Annotated in this window: 23 protein-coding genes; 11 read left to right on the plus strand and 12 right to left on the minus strand. The window is 66.9% G+C overall.

Features of this window, described 5'->3' with window-relative positions:
- The first annotated feature begins 106 nt into the window (after window positions 1-106).
- Both ispH and hpnH read left to right on the plus strand, forming a co-directional pair.
- On the plus strand, window positions 107-1,048 hold the full coding sequence (gene ispH / locus OHZ10_RS18090) for a 4-hydroxy-3-methylbut-2-enyl diphosphate reductase (protein WP_059238498.1): 942 nt from the start codon (window positions 107-109) through the stop codon (window positions 1,046-1,048).
- A gap of 12 nt (window positions 1,049-1,060) precedes the next feature.
- Window positions 1,061-2,221, plus strand: a complete 1,161-nt coding sequence (gene hpnH / locus OHZ10_RS18095) for an adenosyl-hopene transferase HpnH (protein WP_059238496.1) — start codon at window positions 1,061-1,063, stop codon at window positions 2,219-2,221.
- 149 nt (window positions 2,222-2,370) lie between these two features.
- Here hpnH and OHZ10_RS18100 read toward each other — a convergent pair whose 3' ends face one another.
- From OHZ10_RS18100 to OHZ10_RS18110, 3 genes are all read right to left on the minus strand, one after another.
- The gene (locus tag OHZ10_RS18100; protein ID WP_342705474.1) at window positions 2,371-2,631 is read right to left on the minus strand and encodes a hypothetical protein; all 261 of its coding nucleotides are present in this window, start codon (window positions 2,629-2,631) and stop codon (window positions 2,371-2,373) included.
- Window positions 2,632-2,801: 170 nt separating this feature from the next.
- Window positions 2,802-3,281 carry a hypothetical protein gene (locus OHZ10_RS18105; protein ID WP_174991664.1) on the minus strand — a complete coding sequence of 160 codons (480 nt, stop codon included), beginning with the start codon at window positions 3,279-3,281 and terminating at the stop codon, window positions 2,802-2,804.
- 223 nt (window positions 3,282-3,504) lie between these two features.
- Complete coding sequence (locus OHZ10_RS18110; protein WP_342705475.1) at window positions 3,505-3,882, minus strand: hypothetical protein; 378 nt, start codon at window positions 3,880-3,882, stop codon at window positions 3,505-3,507.
- Window positions 3,883-4,373: 491 nt separating this feature from the next.
- Here OHZ10_RS18110 and OHZ10_RS18115 point away from each other — a divergent pair, with 491 nt between their 5' ends.
- The gene (locus OHZ10_RS18115) at window positions 4,374-4,727 is read left to right on the plus strand and encodes a DOPA 4,5-dioxygenase family protein (protein WP_059238488.1); all 354 of its coding nucleotides are present in this window, start codon (window positions 4,374-4,376) and stop codon (window positions 4,725-4,727) included.
- A gap of 44 nt (window positions 4,728-4,771) precedes the next feature.
- Here the strand turns inward: OHZ10_RS18115 and OHZ10_RS18120 are convergent, their stop codons facing one another.
- Window positions 4,772-5,239, minus strand: coding sequence for a MarR family transcriptional regulator (locus tag OHZ10_RS18120; protein WP_342705476.1), 468 nt, complete (start codon window positions 5,237-5,239; stop codon window positions 4,772-4,774).
- Between the two features lie 65 nt (window positions 5,240-5,304).
- Between OHZ10_RS18120 and OHZ10_RS18125 the strand changes: the two genes are divergently transcribed.
- From OHZ10_RS18125 to OHZ10_RS18135, 3 genes are all read left to right on the plus strand, one after another.
- Window positions 5,305-6,441 (plus strand): NAD(P)/FAD-dependent oxidoreductase, encoded by a 1,137-nt coding sequence (locus tag OHZ10_RS18125; protein ID WP_342705477.1) that lies wholly within the window; start codon window positions 5,305-5,307, stop codon window positions 6,439-6,441.
- Window positions 6,442-6,551: 110 nt separating this feature from the next.
- Window positions 6,552-6,989 (plus strand): nuclear transport factor 2 family protein, encoded by a 438-nt coding sequence (locus OHZ10_RS18130; protein WP_340625584.1) that lies wholly within the window; start codon window positions 6,552-6,554, stop codon window positions 6,987-6,989.
- Window positions 6,986-8,392, plus strand: a complete 1,407-nt coding sequence (locus OHZ10_RS18135) for an MFS transporter (RefSeq protein ID WP_342705478.1) — start codon at window positions 6,986-6,988, stop codon at window positions 8,390-8,392. Before OHZ10_RS18130 ends, OHZ10_RS18135 begins: the two co-directional genes overlap by 4 nt.
- A 59-nt stretch (window positions 8,393-8,451) precedes the next feature.
- Here the strand turns inward: OHZ10_RS18135 and trhA are convergent, their stop codons facing one another.
- The 3 genes from trhA to OHZ10_RS18150 all read right to left on the minus strand — a co-directional run bounded on the left by trhA (window position 8,452) and on the right by OHZ10_RS18150 (window position 11,555).
- Complete coding sequence (gene trhA / locus OHZ10_RS18140) at window positions 8,452-9,072, minus strand: PAQR family membrane homeostasis protein TrhA (RefSeq protein WP_059238479.1); 621 nt, start codon at window positions 9,070-9,072, stop codon at window positions 8,452-8,454.
- A gap of 185 nt (window positions 9,073-9,257) precedes the next feature.
- On the minus strand, window positions 9,258-9,464 hold the full coding sequence (locus OHZ10_RS18145; protein ID WP_006480280.1) for a YbdD/YjiX family protein: 207 nt from the start codon (window positions 9,462-9,464) through the stop codon (window positions 9,258-9,260).
- A 12-nt stretch (window positions 9,465-9,476) separates the two neighbouring features.
- Window positions 9,477-11,555 (minus strand): carbon starvation CstA family protein, encoded by a 2,079-nt coding sequence (locus OHZ10_RS18150; protein ID WP_342705480.1) that lies wholly within the window; start codon window positions 11,553-11,555, stop codon window positions 9,477-9,479.
- A 272-nt stretch (window positions 11,556-11,827) separates the two neighbouring features.
- On the opposite strand from OHZ10_RS18150, the gene dapF reads away from it, so the two are divergent.
- Window positions 11,828-12,652 carry a diaminopimelate epimerase gene (gene dapF / locus OHZ10_RS18155; RefSeq protein ID WP_174991669.1) on the plus strand — a complete coding sequence of 275 codons (825 nt, stop codon included), beginning with the start codon at window positions 11,828-11,830 and terminating at the stop codon, window positions 12,650-12,652.
- Window positions 12,653-12,871: 219 nt separating this feature from the next.
- On the opposite strand, the gene OHZ10_RS18160 is transcribed toward dapF, so the two are convergent.
- From OHZ10_RS18160 to OHZ10_RS18175, 4 genes are all read right to left on the minus strand, one after another.
- Window positions 12,872-13,300, minus strand: coding sequence for a PRC-barrel domain-containing protein (locus OHZ10_RS18160; protein WP_059238470.1), 429 nt, complete (start codon window positions 13,298-13,300; stop codon window positions 12,872-12,874).
- Window positions 13,301-13,446: 146 nt separating this feature from the next.
- Window positions 13,447-13,614, minus strand: a complete 168-nt coding sequence (locus tag OHZ10_RS18165) for a hypothetical protein (protein WP_196486646.1) — start codon at window positions 13,612-13,614, stop codon at window positions 13,447-13,449.
- A gap of 31 nt (window positions 13,615-13,645) precedes the next feature.
- Entirely contained in the window at window positions 13,646-14,776 is a 1,131-nt protein-coding gene (locus OHZ10_RS18170; RefSeq protein ID WP_059238468.1) for a 3-deoxy-7-phosphoheptulonate synthase, read from the minus strand.
- A gap of 188 nt (window positions 14,777-14,964) precedes the next feature.
- Window positions 14,965-16,281 (minus strand): lipase family protein, encoded by a 1,317-nt coding sequence (locus OHZ10_RS18175; RefSeq protein ID WP_059238466.1) that lies wholly within the window; start codon window positions 16,279-16,281, stop codon window positions 14,965-14,967.
- 403 nt (window positions 16,282-16,684) lie between these two features.
- Between OHZ10_RS18175 and OHZ10_RS18180 the strand changes: the two genes are divergently transcribed.
- Genes OHZ10_RS18180 through OHZ10_RS18190 form a run of 3 tightly spaced genes read left to right on the plus strand, consistent with a single transcriptional unit; the run spans window position 16,685 to window position 18,955 of the window.
- Entirely contained in the window at window positions 16,685-17,239 is a 555-nt protein-coding gene (locus tag OHZ10_RS18180; RefSeq protein WP_174991672.1) for a hypothetical protein, read from the plus strand.
- A gap of 28 nt (window positions 17,240-17,267) precedes the next feature.
- Window positions 17,268-17,690: a hypothetical protein gene (locus OHZ10_RS18185; RefSeq protein WP_342705481.1), complete on the plus strand. Its 423-nt coding sequence runs from the start codon at window positions 17,268-17,270 to the stop codon at window positions 17,688-17,690.
- Window positions 17,690-18,955 carry a hypothetical protein gene (locus OHZ10_RS18190; RefSeq protein WP_342705482.1) on the plus strand — a complete coding sequence of 422 codons (1,266 nt, stop codon included), beginning with the start codon at window positions 17,690-17,692 and terminating at the stop codon, window positions 18,953-18,955. Before OHZ10_RS18185 ends, OHZ10_RS18190 begins: the two co-directional genes overlap by 1 nt.
- A gap of 90 nt (window positions 18,956-19,045) precedes the next feature.
- Here OHZ10_RS18190 and OHZ10_RS18195 read toward each other — a convergent pair whose 3' ends face one another.
- Window positions 19,046-19,756 (minus strand): YceH family protein, encoded by a 711-nt coding sequence (locus OHZ10_RS18195; RefSeq protein ID WP_342705483.1) that lies wholly within the window; start codon window positions 19,754-19,756, stop codon window positions 19,046-19,048.
- A gap of 428 nt (window positions 19,757-20,184) precedes the next feature.
- On the opposite strand from OHZ10_RS18195, the gene OHZ10_RS18200 reads away from it, so the two are divergent.
- Entirely contained in the window at window positions 20,185-20,946 is a 762-nt protein-coding gene (locus OHZ10_RS18200; protein ID WP_342705484.1) for an SDR family oxidoreductase, read from the plus strand.
- Window positions 20,947-20,956: the final 10 nt, after the last annotated feature.

Genomic DNA, 20,956 nt, shown 5'->3' on the forward strand with positions numbered 1-20,956 from the left:
GGCCTGGCCGGCCGGTTCGTTCCTGCCTTCATAACATCAAGCCGGGGCGAGCGAGCAGGTGCCAGCTCCTTGAACCCCGGCGTCTGTCGTCGGAGTTCGCTCACCTATGCGAGTCATCCTTGCCCAGCCCCGCGGCTTTTGTGCGGGGGTTGTCCGCGCGATCGAAATCGTCGATCGCGCGCTGCAACAGCACGGTGCGCCGGTTTATGTACGCCATGAAATCGTGCATAACCGGCACGTCGTAGAAAATCTGCGTAATAAAGGGGCACGATTCGTTGAGGAACTCGACGAGGTGCCGCACGGCGCTGTCGCGATCTTCAGCGCGCACGGTGTCGCCCAAACGGTCGAGCGCGACGCGGAAACGCGCGGGCTCGACGTGCTCGACGCGACCTGCCCGCTCGTCACGAAAGTGCACGTGCAGGGCCGCCAGTATGTCGGGGCGGGCCGCCGGCTGATCCTGATCGGCCACGCGGGCCACCCGGAAGTCGAGGGTACGATCGGCCAGATTCCGGCCGAGGTGATCCTCGTGCAGAGCGAAGCCGAAGTCGATACGCTGACGCTGCCCGTCGACACGCCGGTCGCGTACATCACGCAGACCACGCTGTCGGTCGACGATACGCGCGGCATCATCGAAGCGCTGCAGCGCCGGTTCACCGACATCGTCGGCCCGGACACGCGTGACATCTGCTACGCGACGCAAAATCGCCAGGCCGCCGTGCGCGAGCTGAGCGAACAGGTTGACGTGCTGCTCGTCGTCGGTGCGACGAACAGCTCGAACTCGAACCGCCTGCGCGAGATCGGCACCGAAAGCGGTGTGCCGAGCTATCTCGTCGCCGACGGCTCGGAAGTCAAGGCCGAATGGTTCGCGGGTGTGCAGACGGTCGGCCTGACGGCCGGTGCGTCGGCGCCCGAAGAGATGGTCGAGGATGTAATTGGCGCGCTGCGCGCGCTGGGGCCCGTCGATGTCGCGACGATGGCGGGCCGTGAGGAAAAAGTCGAATTCAAGCTGCCGGCGAAGCTCACGCAAGCTGTCGCCCGCGAAGTTTAAGGAGGACATCCCTTGTCTATTCCGCTGCTCCAGCAAGTCCGTGTCGGCGCCTACATCGTGCGCCAGCACCTGTCCGGCAACAAACGCTATCCGCTCGCGCTGATGCTCGAGCCGCTGTTCCGCTGCAACCTCGCGTGCAACGGCTGCGGCAAGATCGATTATCCGGATCCGATCCTGAACCAGCGCCTGTCCGTCGAGGAATGCCTGCAGGCCGTCGACGAGTGCGGCGCGCCCGTCGTGTCGATCGCCGGTGGCGAACCGCTGCTCCACAAGGAGATGCCGGAAATCGTCAAGGGCATCATGAAGCGCAAGAAGTTCGTGTACCTGTGCACGAACGCGCTGCTGATGGAAAAGAAGATGGACGACTACGAGCCGAGCCCGTATTTCGTCTGGTCGGTCCACCTCGACGGTGACAAGGAAGCGCACGATCACTCGGTGTCGCAGGACGGCGTGTACGACAAGGCCGTCGCGGCAATCAAGGAAGCGAAGCGCCGCGGCTTCCGCGTGAACATCAACTGCACGCTGTTCAACGATGCAGTGCCGGAGCGCGTCGCGAAGTTCTTCGACACGCTGGGCCCGATCGGCGTCGACGGCATCACGGTGTCGCCGGGTTACGCGTACGAACGCGCGCCGGATCAGCAGCACTTCCTGAACCGCGACAAGACGAAGAACCTGTTCCGCGAAATCCTGAAACGCGGCGAAGGCGGCAAGCGCTGGTCGTTCAGCCAGTCGTCGCTGTTCCTCGACTTCCTGGCCGGCAACCAGACGTACAAGTGCACGCCGTGGGGCAACCCGGCGCGTACGGTGTTCGGCTGGCAGAAGCCGTGCTACCTGGTCGGCGAAGGTTACGTGAAGACCTTCAAGGAACTGATGGAAACGACGGAGTGGGACAACTACGGCGTCGGCAACTACGAGAAGTGCGCGGACTGCATGGTCCACTGCGGCTTCGAAGCCACCGCCGTGATGGACACGATCTCGAACCCGCTGAAGGCGCTGCGCGTGAGCCGCAAGGGCATCAAGACCGACGGCCCGTTCGCGCCGGACATCTCGATCGCGAAGCAGCGTCCGGCCGAGTACGTGTTCTCGCGCCACGTCGAGATCAAGCTCGAGGAAATCCAGCGCGCCGGCAAGGGCAAGCTGCAGAAGCCGGCCAAGCCGGCAACCGCGGCTTAAGCGCGGTTGGCCACGCGGAGGCTTGCGCCTCCGCGCCGGCAGGTATCGAAAAAGCGCCACGGAGTTCGCTCCGCGGCGCTTTTGTTTTTCCGGACGCGGTGTCGCGCATTGCGCTTGCGCGCAGCGTGCCGGGGGCGAACGCCGGTTGCCTAGCTTCGCGACTCCGCCGCCGCGATCAGCTGCCACGCGGTCGGGCCCGGATCGCGTGCCGGGTCGGACGGCGGATCGAGATCGTGGCGATGCGCTTCGTCGGATGGCAATGCCTGCGACTTCGCGATGCCGATCTCGTCGCCGCATACGGTGCATCGATAAATGCCCGCAACGGTCACCTGACTGCCCGGTGACAGGTTCTCGCTGAATGCGCGACCGCTTCCGCACGTGAAGTAGCCGCCGATCCTGTATTGCGCCATCGCTCCTCCTGACCAAAACGAATGCGTTCACGTCGACACGCACGATCGTCGCAAACGCGAGGATGGACCGTCATCGACCGAACGCATCCGGGCTCCAGTGATGACATTAGACGGCGAGCGTCGGCACGATGAAATGGGACGCGTATGAAACACGCCCCACGGCCGGTCACTCAATGCAGAACGGCGGGCGCGCGCATCTTCGCCGCCGCCTGCGCGACCAGTGCCGGCTGTTCGGCCGACGCGAACGTGCAGACATGACGCCACAGCTCGGCGAGCCGATGCCGGGTGAGCGTCGCGACGCAGGCATCGTTCGCGGCGAGCACGGGTTCGAGTACCGCGCATTCGTCGTCGTACAGCGTCCATGCGCCGCTTTGCGCGGCGCGCGCCACGCTCGCGTCGAGCGCGCGCTCCGCGTCGACGCACAGGTCGATGCTCGCTTCGGGAGAAACCGCATCGTCGAGCGCGAGAAAGACCAGATACACGCTCGTGCGCAGCCGCATCAGCAACGTTTCGCTGCCGTGCTCGCCGCGCAGCGCGACGAGCGCCATGTGGCATTTCAGCGAGATGTCGCGTGCATGCGCGGGCGGCAGCGGCAGCAGCCATTCGCGGGTCAATGGCGGATGGCGACGGACTTTCCGGGCGGCCTTCATGATTCGGCCTCGCTCGTGGCCCCGTCGTCCGCCGCAAATGCCGGCCAAGAGGAGCGGCACGCGACGGCGCCGCGGCCCGCGCCGCGAAGGCCGCTCGCGCGGCGCCGACCGCCGTGCACATCGGCCCGCTGCCGCGTCGCGCATGCTTCCGGCAGCCTGCGTATCGCCGACGCGCACAACGCGCCGGCCAACCGGTTGGGGCATGCCATGTTCGTCTCCTGCATCAGAACGTGTTCTCGCCCTTCAGGTAGTACGCGGTTTTCACGAAGAACGCCTTCACCGGATGACCGCCCTGCGCGTCGCGGGCTGCCTGCGCTTGCATCGCGGCCTTCTCTTCGCGCGAACGGTCTGGCACCGGATCGTGCACACGCTGGAGCGCGCGCTGCATCTCGAGCGGATAGTTCTGGTTGCCGGCCGACGTCGCGCGATAACCGGCACGTGTCATCTGCATCAGCTGCGCATCGGTTTCGGCACGCGCCGCCGACCAGGTCATCCGCGCGGCATTCGGGGTGTCGCCGGTACCCATCGACTGCGCAAAACCGACGGCGGGCAGCGCAGCGAGTGCGCAGGAAAGAACAGCAACGGGAACGAGGGATCGCATAGTGGCCTCCAGATGGTTGTCCCCGCATCGATCGTTCATCGTCGATGCGTTGAAATCATCGTATGCCGCGCCGCATGCCGCTTGAATAGACGAATCCGCAATTGATATTTTCGGCTTCGGAATCGGGCGCGCGAGTCGTGTCATTCGCGAATCCCGTCGAAATGGAATTTCTTTATTTCATTCAACGACCTGATCGCATTTTTGCGAGCGATCAGAAGCGCCATGCCCACCGCTTTTTCAATTTCCGAAATGACGTGTTGCCGGTGCGATTCCGGCCGGCACCCGTGCCGGCAGGGCTTCCGGCGTGATATCGCGCACGCGGATAGCGTGACAATGATTTCATCGGATCAAACGGTTCTTCTGATACAGGACAAATCATCTGCTTCGGATTACCGGATCGCGACACGACGGTCGCAGCAAGGACGCGCGATAATCACGCATCGGCCGTTTCGCACGGCATCTCACGCATTCCTTTTTTATCGAGTCCTTCCATGGCAGCCCTCGACACCACCGCCATCGCCAGCTGGCATGCACACGTCTATTTCGATGCGGCCAGCCGCGACGCAGCCTGGGCATTTCGCCAGGTCGTCGACGAACGGTTCGGCGCGGTCATCGAACTCGGCCGCTTTCACGAGCGCCTCGTCGGCCCGCATCCGGCCTGGTCGTACCAGATCGCGTTCGACGCCGCGCGATTCGACGACATCGTGCCGTGGCTCGTGCTGAACCACGGCGCGCTCGACATCTTCCTGCATCCGAATACGAACGACGAACTGCGCGACCATCGCGATTGCGCGGTGTGGATCGGGAAGTCGTATGCACTGAATCTCGACGCGCTGGCCGGATAAGGGCCCGCGGCGACCGGCGACGGCGACGCAGCCGGCGATCGCGATCAATCGATGTCGTTCGCGCGCTCGATTCCGGCCATCCGTTCGAGATTCGCATTCACGCGGCCGAGCAACGCCGCCAGCTGTTCTCGCTCCGCGTCGCTCAACCCCGCCAGCGCTTGCTCGCTCGCACCGTCCATCACGGCCCGCCCCTTCGCAAGCCCCTTCGTCGCCGAATCCGTCAGCGAGATCAGGCGGCTACGCCGGTCGTCCGGATCGGGCACGCGCAGCACGAGGCCGTCGCGCTCCATCCGGTTCAGCAACTGCGCCATGCTCGGCTGCTCGACCTGCGCACGCCGCGCGAGCTCCGTCTGCGACAGCGCGCCCGCCTTCTTCAACGACACCAGCACCGGGAGCTGGCTCATCGCGAAACCCAGTTCACGCAGCGGCCGATCGACCACGCGCGCGAACAGCCGGTAAGTGAAGCCGATCAGCGGCAACGGATTCGTCTTCGTCGTCTCGGGAGCGCTCATATTGACATTCCATAGGTGGCTATGATTTTATATAGGCACCTATATTATCAAACCGTGAGCGCACCATGAAGCCGGGTTTCCGCATTGCCATCGTCGGGGGTGGGCCGGGCGGCCTCACGCTCGCCCGCCTGCTGACCCTCGGCGGAATCGACGCAGTCGTGTACGAACGCGACGCGCATCCGCTCGAACGCCCGCAGGGCGGCACGCTGGACCTGCACGAGGAGTCGGGCCTGCTGGCGCTCGCGCAGGCAGGCCTCACCGGCGCGTTCCTGGCCGTCGCGCGCTACGAGGATCAGGGCTCGCGCCTGCTCGATCGCGCGGGCCGCGTGCTGTTCGACGACGACGGCGCCGGCGGCAACCGGCCCGAGGTCGACCGCACCGCGTTGCGCGCGCTGCTGCTCGACGCATTGCCGCCGGGCTGCGTGCAATGGGACCGCCCGGTACGCGAGGTCCGGATGGCGTCCGACGGGCGCGCGACGCTCGTGTTCGAGCACGGGACGGAGGGACCGTTCGACCTCGTGGTCGGCGCCGACGGCGCATGGTCGCGCCTTCGCCCGCTGCTGTCGCCGTACCAGCCGCAGTACAGCGGCCTCACGTTCATCGAATTCGGCATCGACGACATCGATCGCCAGCATCCCGCGCTGTCGCAGCTCGTCGGCCGCGGCAAGATCGGCGTGCACGGGAACGGCAAGGCAATCATCGCGCAACGCAACGGGCATGCGCACGTGCGCGGCTATGCGATCTTTCGCGTGCCGCTCGACTGGGTCGCACGGCGCTTCGACTGCGCATCACCCGAGGCGATGCGTGCCGCGCTGATCGCCGAATTCGACGGCTTCGCCGACGCCTTCCACGACCTGTTTCGCGCCAGCGGCGACCGCTTCGCCAACCGGCCGATCGTCGCGCTGCCGGTCGGACATTGCTGGGCGCATCGTCGCGGTGTCACGCTGATCGGCGACGCCGCGCATGTGATGTCGCCGTTCGGCGGCGAAGGCGTAAACAACGCGATGCGGGACGCAGCCGAACTCGCGGCCGGCCTCATCGCCCATGCCGATCGCGACGCGGCCGTCGCGGCATTCGAGCAGCAGATGTTCGTGCGCGTGACCGAATCGGCACGGGAAGCGGCCGACGCCGCCGCCATCCAGCTTTCGCACGACGCCGAAGCCCTGACCCTCGCGCGGTATCGCGCCCTGCACGCGGCTTGAGCGGCGCGCACATCGCGCGCCGGCATCCACGTTTCGGGTTGGCGTGAAACGTCTCGCGGTGGCGCGCCCATACAGTGGGTTTCCGTTATCGACGCTTCCGGAAACCCGCCATGACACCCGCAGACACCGACGCCGACGCCCGGCGCATCCATGAAAACTGGCACGCGGCCGTCGTCGCCCGCGACCTCGACGCGCTGATGGCGCTGTATGCCGACGACGCGGTGCTCGAAACGCCGCTCGTCGTCGTCACGCTGCCCGCGCACGGCTCCGGCGTGCTGCACGGCAAAGCCGCGATCGGCGGATTCTTCGCGGCCGGCCTGCGCAATCCAGGCAGCCGGCTTGGACGCTGGTACCGGACCGGACTGTTCTTCTCGAACGGCCGCCAGCTGACATGGGAATATCCGCGCGCCACACCGGACGGCGATCAGGTCGATCTCGTCGAAGTGATGGATCTGCGCGACGGGCTGATCGCGCATCATCGCGTGTATTGGGGATGGGTCGGCTTTCTCGCGCTGCGGGCCGCCACGCCGTCGCCCGGCCGCGCATGACGGCCGCCGCGGCGGACCGCGCCGCCGCCCGCCGCGTGCTCGCCGCGACCTGCGTGAGCTACACGCTCGTGCTGCTCGACGCGTCCATCGTCAACGTCGCGCTCACCGACATCGCACACACGTTCGGCAGCCATGTGGCCGGCCTGCAGTGGATAGTGAACGCTTACACGCTCGCGTTCGCAAGCCTGCTGCTGACGGGCGGCACGCTCGGCGACCGGTTCGGCGACCGCACGGTCTATGTCGCCGGGCTCGCGGTATTCGTCGGCGCGTCGGCGCTGTGCGGCATCGCGCCGACCCTCCCGGCACTTGCCGCCGCCCGTGCGTTGCAAGGCGTCGGCAGCGCGATGCTGGTGCCCTGCTCGCTCGCGCTGATCAACCGCGCCTTCCCCGAGCCGGCCGCGCGCGCGTCGGCGATCAGCCTGTGGATGGGGTGCGGCGGCATCGCCATGGCGTCCGGCCCGCTGATCGGCGGGCTGCTGATCCACCTGTCCGGATGGCGCAGCCTCTTCTTCGTGAACCTGCCGCTCGGGCTCGCCGGCATCTGGCTCGGCCGCACGGTCGCGCGCGCCGCCGTCGACCGGTCGCGGCATTTCGACTGGGGCGGCCAGGCCGCGGCCATCGTCGCGATCGCGGCGCTGATCGGTACGCTGATCGAAGGCCCGTCGCTCGGCTGGCGCTCGGCGCCGATCGTCGGCGGGGCCGTGACGAGCGTCGCCGCATGGATCGCGTTCGTCGCGATCGAAGCGCGGCGCCGCGAACCGATGCTGCCGCTCGCGTTCTTCCGCAACCGGTTGTTCGCGGGGTCGACATTCGTGTCGATGGTGTCGGCGTTCGTGTTCTACGGCCTGCTGTTCGTGCTCAGCCTGTTCTATCGGCAGGTTCGCGGCGCGAGCCCGCTCGACACGGGGCTCGCGTTCCTGCCGATGACTGCGATGGTCGCGCTCGGCGGGCTGTGTTCGGGGCGGATCGTGGCACGCTTCGGCGCACGCGGCACGATGTGCGCGGCGTTCGGGCTCTATACGGCCGGCGCGCTCGGGATGACGGGCATCGGTGCAACGACGCCCGCGTGGCTCGCCGTCGCGCCGATGCTCGCGATCGGCTTCGCGTCGGGATTCATCTCGCCGGCCGCGACATCGCCGGCGCTCGGGACGGTCGACCGGCGCCGCGCCGGCGTGGCGGCAGCCGCGCTGAACGCGGCGCGGCAGAGCGGATCGGCGCTTGGCGTGGCGGTCTTCGGCGCGTGCATCGCGACGCTGCAGCCGTTTCCGGCTGCGATGCGGGTAGCGCTGGTCATGGCGATCGCGTTGTCGGCGCTCGCCGCGGCAACGTGGTGGATCACGGCCGGGCAGGCACCGGCAACCGGCGCAACGGCCGCGCACCTGCAAGCCGCCACGCGCCGTTAGCGAATGCGCCAGCCGATGCGCCGCCCGAGCGTGGTCATCGGCTCACCGCCGCGTTCCGGTCACGCGACATACATCGCGACACTGACGAACTGGCACAGGCTGCCGGCCAGTACGAAAAGGTGCCAGATGCCATGCCCGTGGCGGATGCGTTCGTCGTTGATGAAGAAGTAGATCCCCGCGCTGTAGATCAGGCCGCCGGCCACGAGCCACGCGGTACCGACCGGCGGCAGCGCGTGGATCAGCGGCCGCACCGCGACGAGCGCGAGCCAGCCCATGGCCACGTACAGGATCATCGACAGCAAGCGCGTACGCCGCCCGAGCGTCAACTCCTGCACGATGCCGAACACGGCGAGCCCCCAGCTCACGCCGAACAGCGACCAGCCCCACGGGCCGCGCAGCGTGACGAGTGTGAACGGCGTATAGCTGCCGGCGATCAGCAGGTAGATTGCCGAGTGGTCGCATTTCTGCAGGATCGCCTTCAGGCGCGGGTTGCGCACGCTGTGATACAGCGTCGAGATCGCGTAAAGCAGGAACAGCATCGCGCCGTACACGCTGAAGCTCACCACCTTGTACGGATCGCCTTCGAGCGCGCCCATCGTCACGAGCGCCACGAGGCCTGCCACCGACAGCACCGCGCCGATGAGATGGGAAATACTGTTGAAACGCTCACCGACATGCACGACGTGTTCTCCTGCGGGTCCATCGGGAAAAGAGATAACCCTATGATACCGGCGGCCGGATTTCGCCGTGCTGCGCTCGGGCAAACGGCGACGCGGCCGCTGCGCCGCCGCTCCAAAGAAAAAAGCGCCGCGATCTCCATCGCGGCGCTTCCCTTTCGATTACCGAACGGCTTGAACAGCCCGGTTCAACAGCACTTCCCCGCCCCCGACCCGTACCGCGCATTCTGGCGTTCGCGGAAAAATTCCTCGTACGTCATCGGCTCGCGGTCCGGATGGGTTTCGCGCATGTGCGCGACGTAGGTGTCGTAGTCGGGCAGGCCGACCATCAGCCGCAACGCCTGCCCGAGGTAACGCCCCGCGCTGCGCAGGTCGCTGCCAAGATCGCTGAACATCGCGGCCTCCCCTTAGCGTCCGCTGCCGAGCGCCTGCGCGGCCGGCATCGCTTCGTACGGCGTCTCGCGCACGGTCGGCTTCGACTCGCGGCGCGCGCGCAGCACGGCGACGACGCCGTACACCGCGATCGCCACGACGACGAAGATGAACAACCCGGCCAGCGCCGCATCGATGTAGTCGTTGAAGATGATCCGCTGCATCTGCGCGATCGACTTCGCCGGGGCGAGCACCTTGCCTTCGTCCACCGCGGCCTGCAGCTTCGCGGCGTGCGCGAGGAAGCTGACCTTGGGGTTCGAGTCGAAAATCTTCTGCCAGCCGGCCGTCAGCGTGCAGATCAGCAGCCACGCCGTCGGCACGATCGTCACCCACGCATAGCGCTCGCGCTTCATCTTGAACAGCACGACGGTACCGAGCACCAGCGCGATCGCGGCGAGCATCTGGTTCGAGATGCCGAACAGCGGCCACAGCGTGTTGATGCCGCCGAGCGGATCGACCACGCCCTGGTACAGGAAGTAGCCCCACGCGGCCACGCACAGCGCGGTGGCGACGAGGTTCGCGGGCAGCGACTCCGTACGCTTGAGCGCCGGATGGAACGTGCCGAGCAGGTCCTGCAGCATGAAGCGGCCCGCACGCGTACCGGCGTCGACGGCCGTCAGGATGAACAGCGCTTCGAACAGGATCGCGAAGTGATACCAGAACGCCATCATCGCTTCGCCGCCGATCACCTGGTGCAGGATGTGCGCCATGCCGACGGCCAGCGTCGGCGCGCCGCCCGCGCGCGCGATGATCGTCGTTTCGCCGACGGCCTTCGCGGTCTGCGTCAGCATGTCGGGCGTCAGCACGAAGCCCCACTGCGTGACGGTGTTCGCGACGGCCTCAGGCGTCGAGCCGAGCACGGCGGCCGGCGCGTTCATCGCGAAGTAGATGCCCGGCTCGATCACGCAGGCGGCGACCAGCGCCATGATCGCGACGAACGATTCCATCAGCATCGCGCCGTAACCGATGAAGCGCGCGTTGGTTTCGTTGTCGATCAGCTTCGGCGTCGTGCCCGACGAGATCAGTGCGTGGAAGCCCGACACCGCGCCGCATGCGATCGTGATGAACAGGAACGGGAACAGGTTGCCCGACCACACCGGGCCCGTGCCGTCGACGAACTTCGTCAGCGCGGGCATCTTCAGTTCCGGTGCGACGACCAGGATGCCGATCGCGAGGCCGAGGATCGTGCCGATCTTCAGGAACGTCGACAGGTAGTCGCGCGGCGCGAGCAGCAGCCATACCGGCAGCACCGACGCGACGAAGCCGTAGCCGATCAGGATCCACGTGAGCTGCGTGCCGGTGAACGTGAACCACGCGGCAAGCGTCGGCGAATCGTGCACATGCTGGCCGAACGCGATCGACGCCATCAGCAGCACGAAGCCGATGATCGACACTTCGCCGATGCGGCCCGGACGGATGTAGCGCGTATAGACGCCCATGAACAGCGCGATCGGAATCGTCGCGGCGACGGTGAACGTGCCCCACGGCGAGTTGGTCAGTGCCTTCACGACGATCAGCGCGAGCACCGCGAGGATGATCACCATGATCAGGAACGCGCCGAACAGCGCGATCACGCCGGGCACCGTGCCAAGCTCCATCTTGACGAGATCGCCGAGCGAGCGGCCGTCGCGGCGCGTCGAGATGAACAGCACGATGAAGTCCTGCACCGCGCCGGCGAACACGACGCCGGCCAGGATCCACAGCATGCCGGGCGTGTAGCCCATCTGCGCGGCGAGCACGGGCCCGACGAGCGGGCCGGCGCCGGCAATCGCGGCGAAGTGATGACCGAACAACACGTACTTGTTGGTCGGCACGTAGTCGAGGCCGTCGTTGTACTTCACCGCCGGCGTCATTCGCAGCCCGTCGAGCTGCATGACCTTGCTGGCGATGAAACGGCTGTAGAAGCGATACGCGATCAGATACACGCAGACTGCGGCGATCACGATCCAGAGGGCACTCACGCGCTCGCCGTGTGCGAGTGCGATCGTCCCGAACGAGAACGCGCCGAGCAGCGCGACCGCGATCCAGAGCAGGGTACTGGAAGCCCGATTCATGGCGTCTCCTGGTCTCCAATGTGGTTTTAGATGGCATGCGGCGAGGGTGCCGCACACGCGTGACGTCGATGCGTCGTGCCCCGGTCTCGCTGAGACCGGGGCGATGGGCCGTAGTATTCCGCGCGACTGGGGCCGCTTACAAGCGGATAACTACGTATGCGGGGCTACGTAGAATTACGTAGACACCGGTTGCGTGTGCATCGTCCGGCGCGCGATTGATCGCGGCCGGCGAGCCACGTACAGTATTCGCCTGCCTCCATGCCGGAACCGCCATGCCGATCGGATTTCAGAAGATGCACGCAAACGGCGATGACTTCGTCATCGTCGACCTGCGCGGTCAGGATCACGTGCCGCGCATCGACCGCGACCTCGTGCGACGCATGGGCGACCGGCATAACGGCATCGGCTTCAACCAGCTCGCGGTGATGTCGGACTGCGACGACGCGGCCGCGCGCGTCGCGTTCTGGAATCCCGACGGCTCGACGCTCGATACGTGCGGCAGCGCGACGCGCGGCGTCGCGTGGAAGCTGATGCGGGAAACCGGTACGGCGTCGGTCTTGCTGCGCACGAATCGCGGGCGCCTGCTGTGCGCGCACGATACGCACGGGTTGATCAAGGTCGAGATGGGCGCGCCGCGTGTCGGCTGGCAGGACGTGCCCGTCGCCGAAGCGGTCGATACGCTCGCGCTGCCGCTGCCCGGCGCACCGGCCGCGTGCAGCATGGGCAATCCGCACTGCACGTTCTTCGTCGACGCGGTCGATGCGCTCGACCTCGAAGCGTTCGGCCCGTCGATCGAAACGCATCCGCTGTTTCCGCTGAAAACCAACGTGCATGTCGTGCAGGTCATCGACCGTTCGCACATTCGCCTGCGCATCTGGGAACGCGGCGGCAGCGTGCCGCTCGGTTCCGGCTCGTGTTCGTGCGGCGCGGTGGTCAACGGCATCCGGCGCGGGCTGCTCGACGATACCGTGCGGGTGACATGCGACGGCGGCGACGTCACCGTTCAATGGGATGGCGCCGGCAGCGTGTTCCTGAGCGGGCCGGTTGCGTTCGGGTTCGGCGCGGTGTGGGTGGACGGGGAGGCGGCGGCGAGCTGATCGCCGGTGTGTGCGGCATTCATGGCGTGTTGCGGATCACCGCGCCGATTCGCGCACGATGCGCAACCGCGTCGCCATCGATCGTCGAGACAATTCGTCCGGCGCCATGATGCGACGCCATGCCTCCGCCGTTTCGCGCCGACCCGCATGGCGATCGACGGCCGGCGATCGCCAGCCCGGGCGCAATGCGCGGCGGGCTGCGATACATCGAATCGATGCTCAGTGCTTGTCGTCGAGCTTCTTCGGCTTCGGCGGCGACGGCACCTTCGCGTACTGGAACGCGGGCGTCGCCTTCAGCGCGTCCTTCGTCGCGCCCGGCAGGTAGATGTTGCCGTTGCGCACGTCGAGCGACGCGATCGGCACCGCGACGTCGTGCGCGGCCACGCCAAGGAACCCGCCCGCCGACACGATCGCCGCCGACACCGAGCCGTCCGGCGCGACGATCAGGTCGCGCACGGTGCCGACCTTCTTGTTTTCGTCGTTGTAGACGGCCTTGCCGAGCACGCTCTTCTTCACGCTCCAGCCTTCGAGCAGCGCCTGCGATTGCTCGACGGTCACGCTGAGCGGCTGGGCGCCGGCGATCTGCGCGTGCGCGCTGACGCTCGAGGCGAGGATGGTTGCTGCGATGAGGGTCTTGTAGAAAGCCATGCTGTTATGCACTCCGGTGAATTGTTGTCGGTATCGGCGGACGGCCTCTCCGCCTCCGTATGCGCGACACATCGCACCGGCCCATGTTAGCGCCACTCGCACAATGCTGCATCGAACACGATGACGCAGCCCGCGCGATCGCAGCATTACGGACAACGCAGCAAATCGCAAACCTGCACGAATTCAGGCAGATAGCGTGCGCGATTGACTGCCCGTGCGAGGTAGTCCGGCGCGCAGGTCTTCGTGTTGCCGGACGTCGGCACGGCCGCCTGATGCACGATTTCGTCGGTGAGCGTGCCCCAGTGCTCGCACATCACGGCGGGCCGTCTGCCTTGCCGCTGCCGGTCACGCGTTTCGCGAATACACGCGCCGATGCCGCACCGCCTCCGCCAGCACGTCCAGCACCGGCTCCGTCTGCGTCCAGCTCAAACACGCGTCGGTGATCGACACCCCGTACTTCAACGGCACGCCCGGCTTCAGATCCTGCCGCCCCGCCTCGAGATGGCTCTCGACCATCACGCCGACGATCCGGTGCTCGCCCTGCGCAAGCTGCCGCGCGAGATCCTGCGCGACGTCGATCTGCCGCTCATGCGACTTGTTCGAGTTCGCGTGCGAGCAGTCGACCATCACCTGCTCGCGCAAGCCGGCCTTGCGCAGCACCGCGCAGCACGCCTCGACATGCTCGGCGTCGTAGTTCGGGCCGTTCTTGCCGCCGCGCAGGATCACGTGCGCGTCGTCGTTGCCGCGCGTCTCGAAGATCGCGGCCATCCCCATCTTCGTCATCCCCATGAACGCATGGCTCGCGGCCGCGGCGACGATCGCGTCGGACGCGACCTGCACGCCGCCGTCCGTGCCGTTCTTGAAGCCGATCGGGCAGCTCAGGCCCGAAGCGAGCTGCCGATGGCTCTGGCTCTCCGTCGTGCGCGCGCCGATCGCACCCCACGCGATCAGGTCGGCGATGTACTGCGGGCTCAGCAGGTCGAGGAATTCGGTCGATGCCGGCAGGCCGAGCGCATTGATGTCGAGCAGCAGTTGCCGCGCGGCGCGCAGCCCCTCGTTGATGCGGAAGCTGCCGTCGAGGCGCGGATCGTTGATGTAGCCCTTCCAGCCGACCGTCGTGCGCGGCTTCTCGAAGTAGACGCGCATCGTGATCAGCAGGTCGTCCTTCAGCGCATCGGCCGCGACCTTCAGGCGGCGTGCGTATTCGAGCGCCTGGTCGTGATCGTGGATCGAGCACGGGCCGACGACGAGCAGCAGCCGGTCGTCGCGGCCGTGCAGGATGTCGCCGATCGCGCGGCGCGTGTCCTCGACGAGCGTCTGCGTGCCGGCCGGCACCGGCAGCTCGTCCAGCAGCAGCGCGGGCGAAATCAGCGGGCGCACGGCGCCGATGCGGACGTCGTCGATACGCGTGGTGTCCTGCGTCGCGTCGGCGCTGCCTACCTCGCGATCATGGGAAGGATTGTCGAGGTTCTGCATGGTGATTCTCCGGGGGACGTCTGGAATGATGGGCAGGCTCGATTATGGCACCCGGAGGCGGCAGCAGCGGGTTACCGTGCGCGCATGCGGGTGGCGACGGCGGCGGTCATGCGGCCGGCACGAGACCCGCAAGGAAAAAGGCGACCCGTCGCGGGTCGCCCGGCCATTCGCCGCGTTGCGCGGCGCGTCTAGTGCAGCGTCTCCGGCGCCAGCGAGTTGCTCGGCAGCAGCGACGTCAGCCAGCAATTGCTCGGCGCGGCTTTCCCGTTGAAGCGGTCGTAGAGCCAGGGCAGCATCCCGGCCACCCACGGCACGATCGCGCCTGCATGTTCCAGCGGATACTCGTTGTACGTGACCCGTGTGCCGCTCGCGCAAAACTTCTGCGCGAGTGCGCGCACGTCGTACGCGAGCATCACGCCGTCGCCCACCTGGCTGCTGAAGGTGCCGTCCAGCGCGCCCGCGGTGCCCTGGCCGATGAACATCGGGATCGTCGGCGACGCGGCCAGCCCCGCATTCACCTTGTTCGCATACGTCACGTACGCCGGAATGCTGTTGATGTCGTTCGCGTATTGCGGCTTGAACAGCGTGCTCCAGTGCAGACCCGTGTACTTCGGCAGGATGTACGCGAGCGACTGGTTCTGGATGTCCTTGAACACGGCGACGCCCGTATCGCTGAGATACGGCGTCAGGTCGAAGTTGTAGCCGCGCGACAACCCGGCCAGCGCGGCCGCGGCCACGCCGCCCCACACGATGCTGCCGTCGACATAGCGCAGGTTGTGCGCCGGGTCGACCAGCACGCCGCCCTCCGCCGCGCCAACGAGCTGCTTGTTGATCTCGGGCGCATAGCTCGGCGCGAGCTGCGCGGCCCAGTTCGTCGCGATCGCGCCGCCGGAGTAGCCGATCATCGCGACCTTGCTCGACGGATTCAGGCCGGTCGACGGCGTATTGAGCGCCGCGCGGATCGAATCGAGCGTCGTCATCCCGTATTCGGGGCCGGCCGCGAAGTCGGCCGTCTGGCCTTCCGTATCGGGCACGATGATGTTGTAGCCGAGCAGCAGCAGCGTCGACAGCGGAATCGATTCCGCGCTGTAGAGCAGCGTGCCGATGTTGATGATCTTGGTCACGTCGCGGTCGCCGGCGATCACCTGCGACGGCTCGTCGTACGGGTTCAGCGAATCGTAGGCCGACTGGTACGAGATGGCCTGGCCGTTGCTGACCTGGCTGCGGATCACCGACGTCACGTTGACAACCGGCTGGTTCTGCGCGTTGTTGGTGCGGTACAGCAGCTGCTGCGCGGTCACGGCGGTCGGAATGCCGGCCACGTGATAGGTGACGTTGCGCGTCTTCAGCACCGTGCCCGGTGGAACCGATGCCAGCGGCGTGGTGCCGGTGTACGTGTAGAACGGATCGGGCACGGTCGGCGCGGCGGCGTTGACCGGCGGTGCGGCAATGGCCAGCGCGGCGCACACGGCGGCCGCGACGGTCATGAATCGTCTGGAGGACATGGGTGGGGGCGCCTGGGATAACCTGCTTTCATCGAAGGAAGTTCGCGGTGTTGCAGACCATCGTGTGCCGCTTCAAAGCCGTTTCCGAGCCATCGACTGTCTCCTGTGAATGAATAATCCGGCTTGTTCTGAATCTGTAATTTTAGTAGGAGTACAAACCGGATTAATTGAAGCACAACGAGAACGCAATCGAAGGGCGTTTTCCATTGTTTGAAGGTAAACGTCTAAACCCGCCGTCACACGATGCGGGTCGCGTCGGCCATTCGGCCGACTGTCCTCGCTTTGCCGAAGTGCCGTACGATCACGGCTGTCCGGTGCCGAAGCGGCCGCGTCGTGCGACGCCGGTCGCGCCGCACGCCGTCTGCCAGCAACCGATCGTTCCCTGCCCGACCGACACGCCACGATGACCGTCTCCGAACTGCTCCGCGCCATCCGCCAACCGTATGCCGACCTGCTCGCGAAAGCGGCTGCACAACCGGCCATGATCGTCGAACCGGCCTACCGGCGCCCCGACGGCACGCTCGCCACCGAAGGGCCGCTCGCGCTGCCGTGCCGGGCCGACATCATCGCGACCGAAGGCGAATCGGCCGGCCAGCCGACGATGGTCGATTCCGCCGCGCAACTGGCGTTCGAGCCGCTGGCGTTCAACCTCGAAACGGCGGCCGTGTCGATCCGCCCGTTCGTATGGGACTGGGCCACGATCGAGGCCGACGGTCTCGACGAAAGCGCGGCGGCCGATGCGTTCAAGACGTGGTTCTTCGCGTGGTTCGACGTCGACGACGAGAACACGCCGGCCGAAGACGGCCTGCATGGCATCGTGCATTATTTGTCGGAACCGGTTCGCACGGAACAGGGGTGGCGCGTCAATGCGGATCTCGGCTCCGCGCCCGAGACGGCCGTCGAGGATCTGCTTTTCCGGCTCGTCGACGCGGGCGCTTCGCGGATCAGCGTCGGTTGACGCACCGCTTCATTTCTCTCGCTCCATCATGAAGAAAGTCCTCGCAGCCGTGCTGCTCTGCGTGTCGCTACCGGCACTCGCCAAGGTGTCCACCGAAGTGTTCTGCTTCCGGTCGGACGGCGACAAACCCGCGCGCTTCGAGATGCGCACCTACTATGACGATGCGGTCAAGTGGTCGGGCGGCATGGTCCGGTATGCGCAATCGAAAACGGCCCTGCCGCTGGTGATCGAGCACGAGGAGGACGAAGTGCTCGACGAAAGCCGTCCGCACCAGTACACGACGACCTGGGTCGAAATGGTCGGCGGCAGGATCAACGGGCGCTACGAAATGATGACCCAGGGCGCGATGGTCTATTCGATGACCTACACCAATGCGCGCACCGGCAAGCAGACGGCGTTCGGCCGCGCGCTGGATGTCGACGCATCCGAACAGACCGGGTGCCGCTGGTGATGCGCCCGCTGATCCGAATCGCGGGGTTGCTGGCCGCGCTGCACGCGGGCTTCGCCAATGGCGCGCCGCGCGCCGTCTACGAAGGAACGCTGCAGGGCGCCGGCACCGTCGTCATGGAGCTCGACGATCACCCTTCCAAGGACGGTTCAATCTCCGGCCGCTACTTCTATGCGCAGCACGGCGTCGATATTCCGCTGCACGGCACGCCCGCGCAACTGATCGAACCGCTCGTGCGAACGCAGTTGCCGGACGATGCCCGCAGTCCATTGGGATTCCGCGAGCAAGCCGATTTCAATCATGCTGCGGCCACCTGGCAGGGCACGCGGGACAAGGCCGGCTATCGCGGCCGCTGGACCGATGCACGCTCCGGCAAAACGCGCAGCTTCACGCTGCGACGCATCGCTGAATACGATCCCGACGCGGTTGCGCCCGGCTCCGTCGAAGCCGTCACCAACAGCATCGCCGGCGGCGGCGGCAGCGGTATCGCAAGCGGCGTGGCCATCGACATGCGGCAGGCGCCTTATGCCACGCTGAAGCTTGCCGGGCACGCGGAGCCGGCTGGCCCCGAGATCGGAGACGGCACCGTCGCGTACCGAATGTGGCGCGACCCGCGCACGAAGCTCATGTATCCGCGTCTGAGCCGCCATCCCGATCCAGCGGTCATGGCACGGGTCAACCTCCTGCTCGAACAGCAGCACTGGCAGATGAATCTCGCCGCGCTCGAATGCGCGTCGACCCGCTATTCCGACGACGGGCCGGCCGCCGGTTCGCTCGGCGGCTACGACGACGAACAGGTGACGGTCACGTGGCTGTCACCTGCGGCACTCGGCATTGTGGAATCGGGCAGTACGTACTGCGGCGGCGCTCATCCAAACAATCACTACGATCCGGTCACGTTCGACCTGCTGCGTGGTACGTACCTCGATTGGAATCGCGTGATCGACGCGGCTACGGCAGGCAAGGACGGCGACCCGGGAACGAGCCCCGCGCTGGTGAGTTTCATTACGCAGTTGCGCGACAAGGCAACACACGGTCAGCAAGTGACGGACGGCGAAGGCGATTCGCTGTCGTGTGCCGACGTGTTCCCGCAGTATCTGACGTTCGAGCTCGATGCGCCCGGCAAGCTGTCGTTCGTCGTATCCGGAATCGGTCATGCGATGGGCGCCTGTCTCGGGCCACAACTCGATGTGCCGTTTGCGGCGCTCGCGCCGATCCTGAGACCGGACGGCGCACGCTATCTGGTACCGGGCGTCAAGCTGAAGTAACGCGGCGGCGCAGCCGGTATCCGCAGCGCGCTCCGGCCCGGCCGCGTGGCGACGGGGCCGGGCGATGCACATGCACCGCAGGCGCTCGTGTCAGGACGCGTCGCCTTGCGCGTCGACGTCGATGCCCAGCTCGCCGGCCATCCGCAGGACCAGCGCATTCAGCCGCGCCACGTCATCCACGAGGCGCTTCTGTTCGGCCTTCAGCGCTTCGAATTCCGAAGGCGGCACCGAATCCGCGCCGCCGCCGGCCTCCGCGCTTGCGAAGTCCGCGATGTTCACTTCACCGCACATCAGGTGCATCCAGCGGTTCTCGCGCGCCCCCGGTGCACGCGGCAGCCGGATGACGAGCGCCTGCGCGCGTGCCGCGAGTTCGTCGAGAAATGCCTCGACCGACGAGATATCCGCGAAGCCGTGCAGGCGCGCGCTGTTCAGGCGCAGTTCGGCGGCCGTCTGCGGGCCGCGCAACAACAGGATCGTCAGCAGCGCGATCGCCTGGCTCGGGATACCGAGCACGCGGTTCATGTTGTGCTCGAAACGCGGCACGCGGCTGCTGCTGCCCTCCATCACGAGGCTCAGGCGCTTCAGTTCGTCGAGCGCGGTCGTGACCTCGTCCTCGCTGACACTCATCACGGGCAAGCGCGCGGTTTTCTGGTTGCAGCCCGCGGTCAGCGCGTTCAGCGACAGCGGGTAAGTATCCGGCACAGTGTGCTGTTTCTCGACGAGCACGCCGAGAATGCGGGCCTCGAGGGGCGTGAGTTCGCGAAGGGCGCGAGGCGTAGGCGTATCCGGCGTGGTGTTCATGAGTGGCGTCGCAGCGTGCAGCAGGTGAAGGGAAACGATCGCGGCCCGTCCGGCATCGCGCACGGGCGAGCCATATGATAGCTCGCGGCGCGCGGCCCGGCTCCGCTCGCTGCACCGGCGTACGCACTTGCCGCAGCGCGCTCTTGTCCAACCTATCGGGCCGCCCGATACCGTGCGGTGCCGTGCGGTGCCGTGCGGTGCCGCGCGGCGATGCGTGTGCGCGGCGGCGAACGTTCACCCGTCACGTGCGCCCCGGCGTTTGCGCGACGCGCATGCCGGCGCTACGATATGCGTTCGTTCCGATATCCGCGGCGCCGCGCGCCACCGTCTTCGCGCGCAGGCTCCACGCATCGCCCGTCCTTATGGTGCTGCCGCCGCGCATGCACTCCGCTCGTCAACATCGTTCCCCCCTTCACCGGTTCACCGCCATGACTGCATCCTCTACCGCGCACGTGCGCGCCATCGTCACCGGACATACTCGCGGCCTCGGCGCGTCGCTCGCCGAACAACTGCTGCTGGAAGGCATCGCCGTGCTCGGCGTGTCGCGCAGCCGTCATCCGTCGCTCGGTTCGCAAGCCGGCGACCGCTTCTCCGAAGTCGAACTCGACCTGTCCGACTCCGCGGCAGTCGCGACCTGGCTCGCCGGCGATACGCTACGCGGCTTCGTCGACGGCGCGTCGCTCGTGCTGCTGTTCAACAACGCAGGCATCGTCGATCCGATCGGTCCGCTCGCCGCGCAAGACCCGGCGATCGTCGCCCGCGCGGTCGGCCTGAACGTCGCAGCGCCGCTGATGCTGTCGGCCGCACTCGCACGAGCGGCTTCGGCCACGACCGAATGCCGGATCCTGCACCTGTCGAGCGGCGCAGCCCGCAACGCATACGCGGGCTGGAGCATCTACTGCGCGACCAAGGCCGCGCTCGATCACCATGCGCGCGCGGTCGCGCTCGACGCGAACGGCGCGCTGCGAATCTGCAGCGTCGCGCCGGGCGTCGTCGATACGGGCATGCAGGCCACGATCCGCTCGACCAGCGACGACAACTTCCCGATGCGCGATAAATTCGACCAGTTGAAGTCGAGCGGCGCGCTCGCGACACCCGAGGCAGCCGCGCGTCAGCTGATCGGCCATGCGCTGAGCGACGCATTCGGCGCCGAGCCGACGGCCGACGTGCGGAACCTGCCGGCCCGATAAGCCGCGGCGC

This window comes from Burkholderia arboris, from assembly GCF_038723655.1.
GTDB lineage: Bacteria > Pseudomonadota > Gammaproteobacteria > Burkholderiales > Burkholderiaceae > Burkholderia > Burkholderia arboris.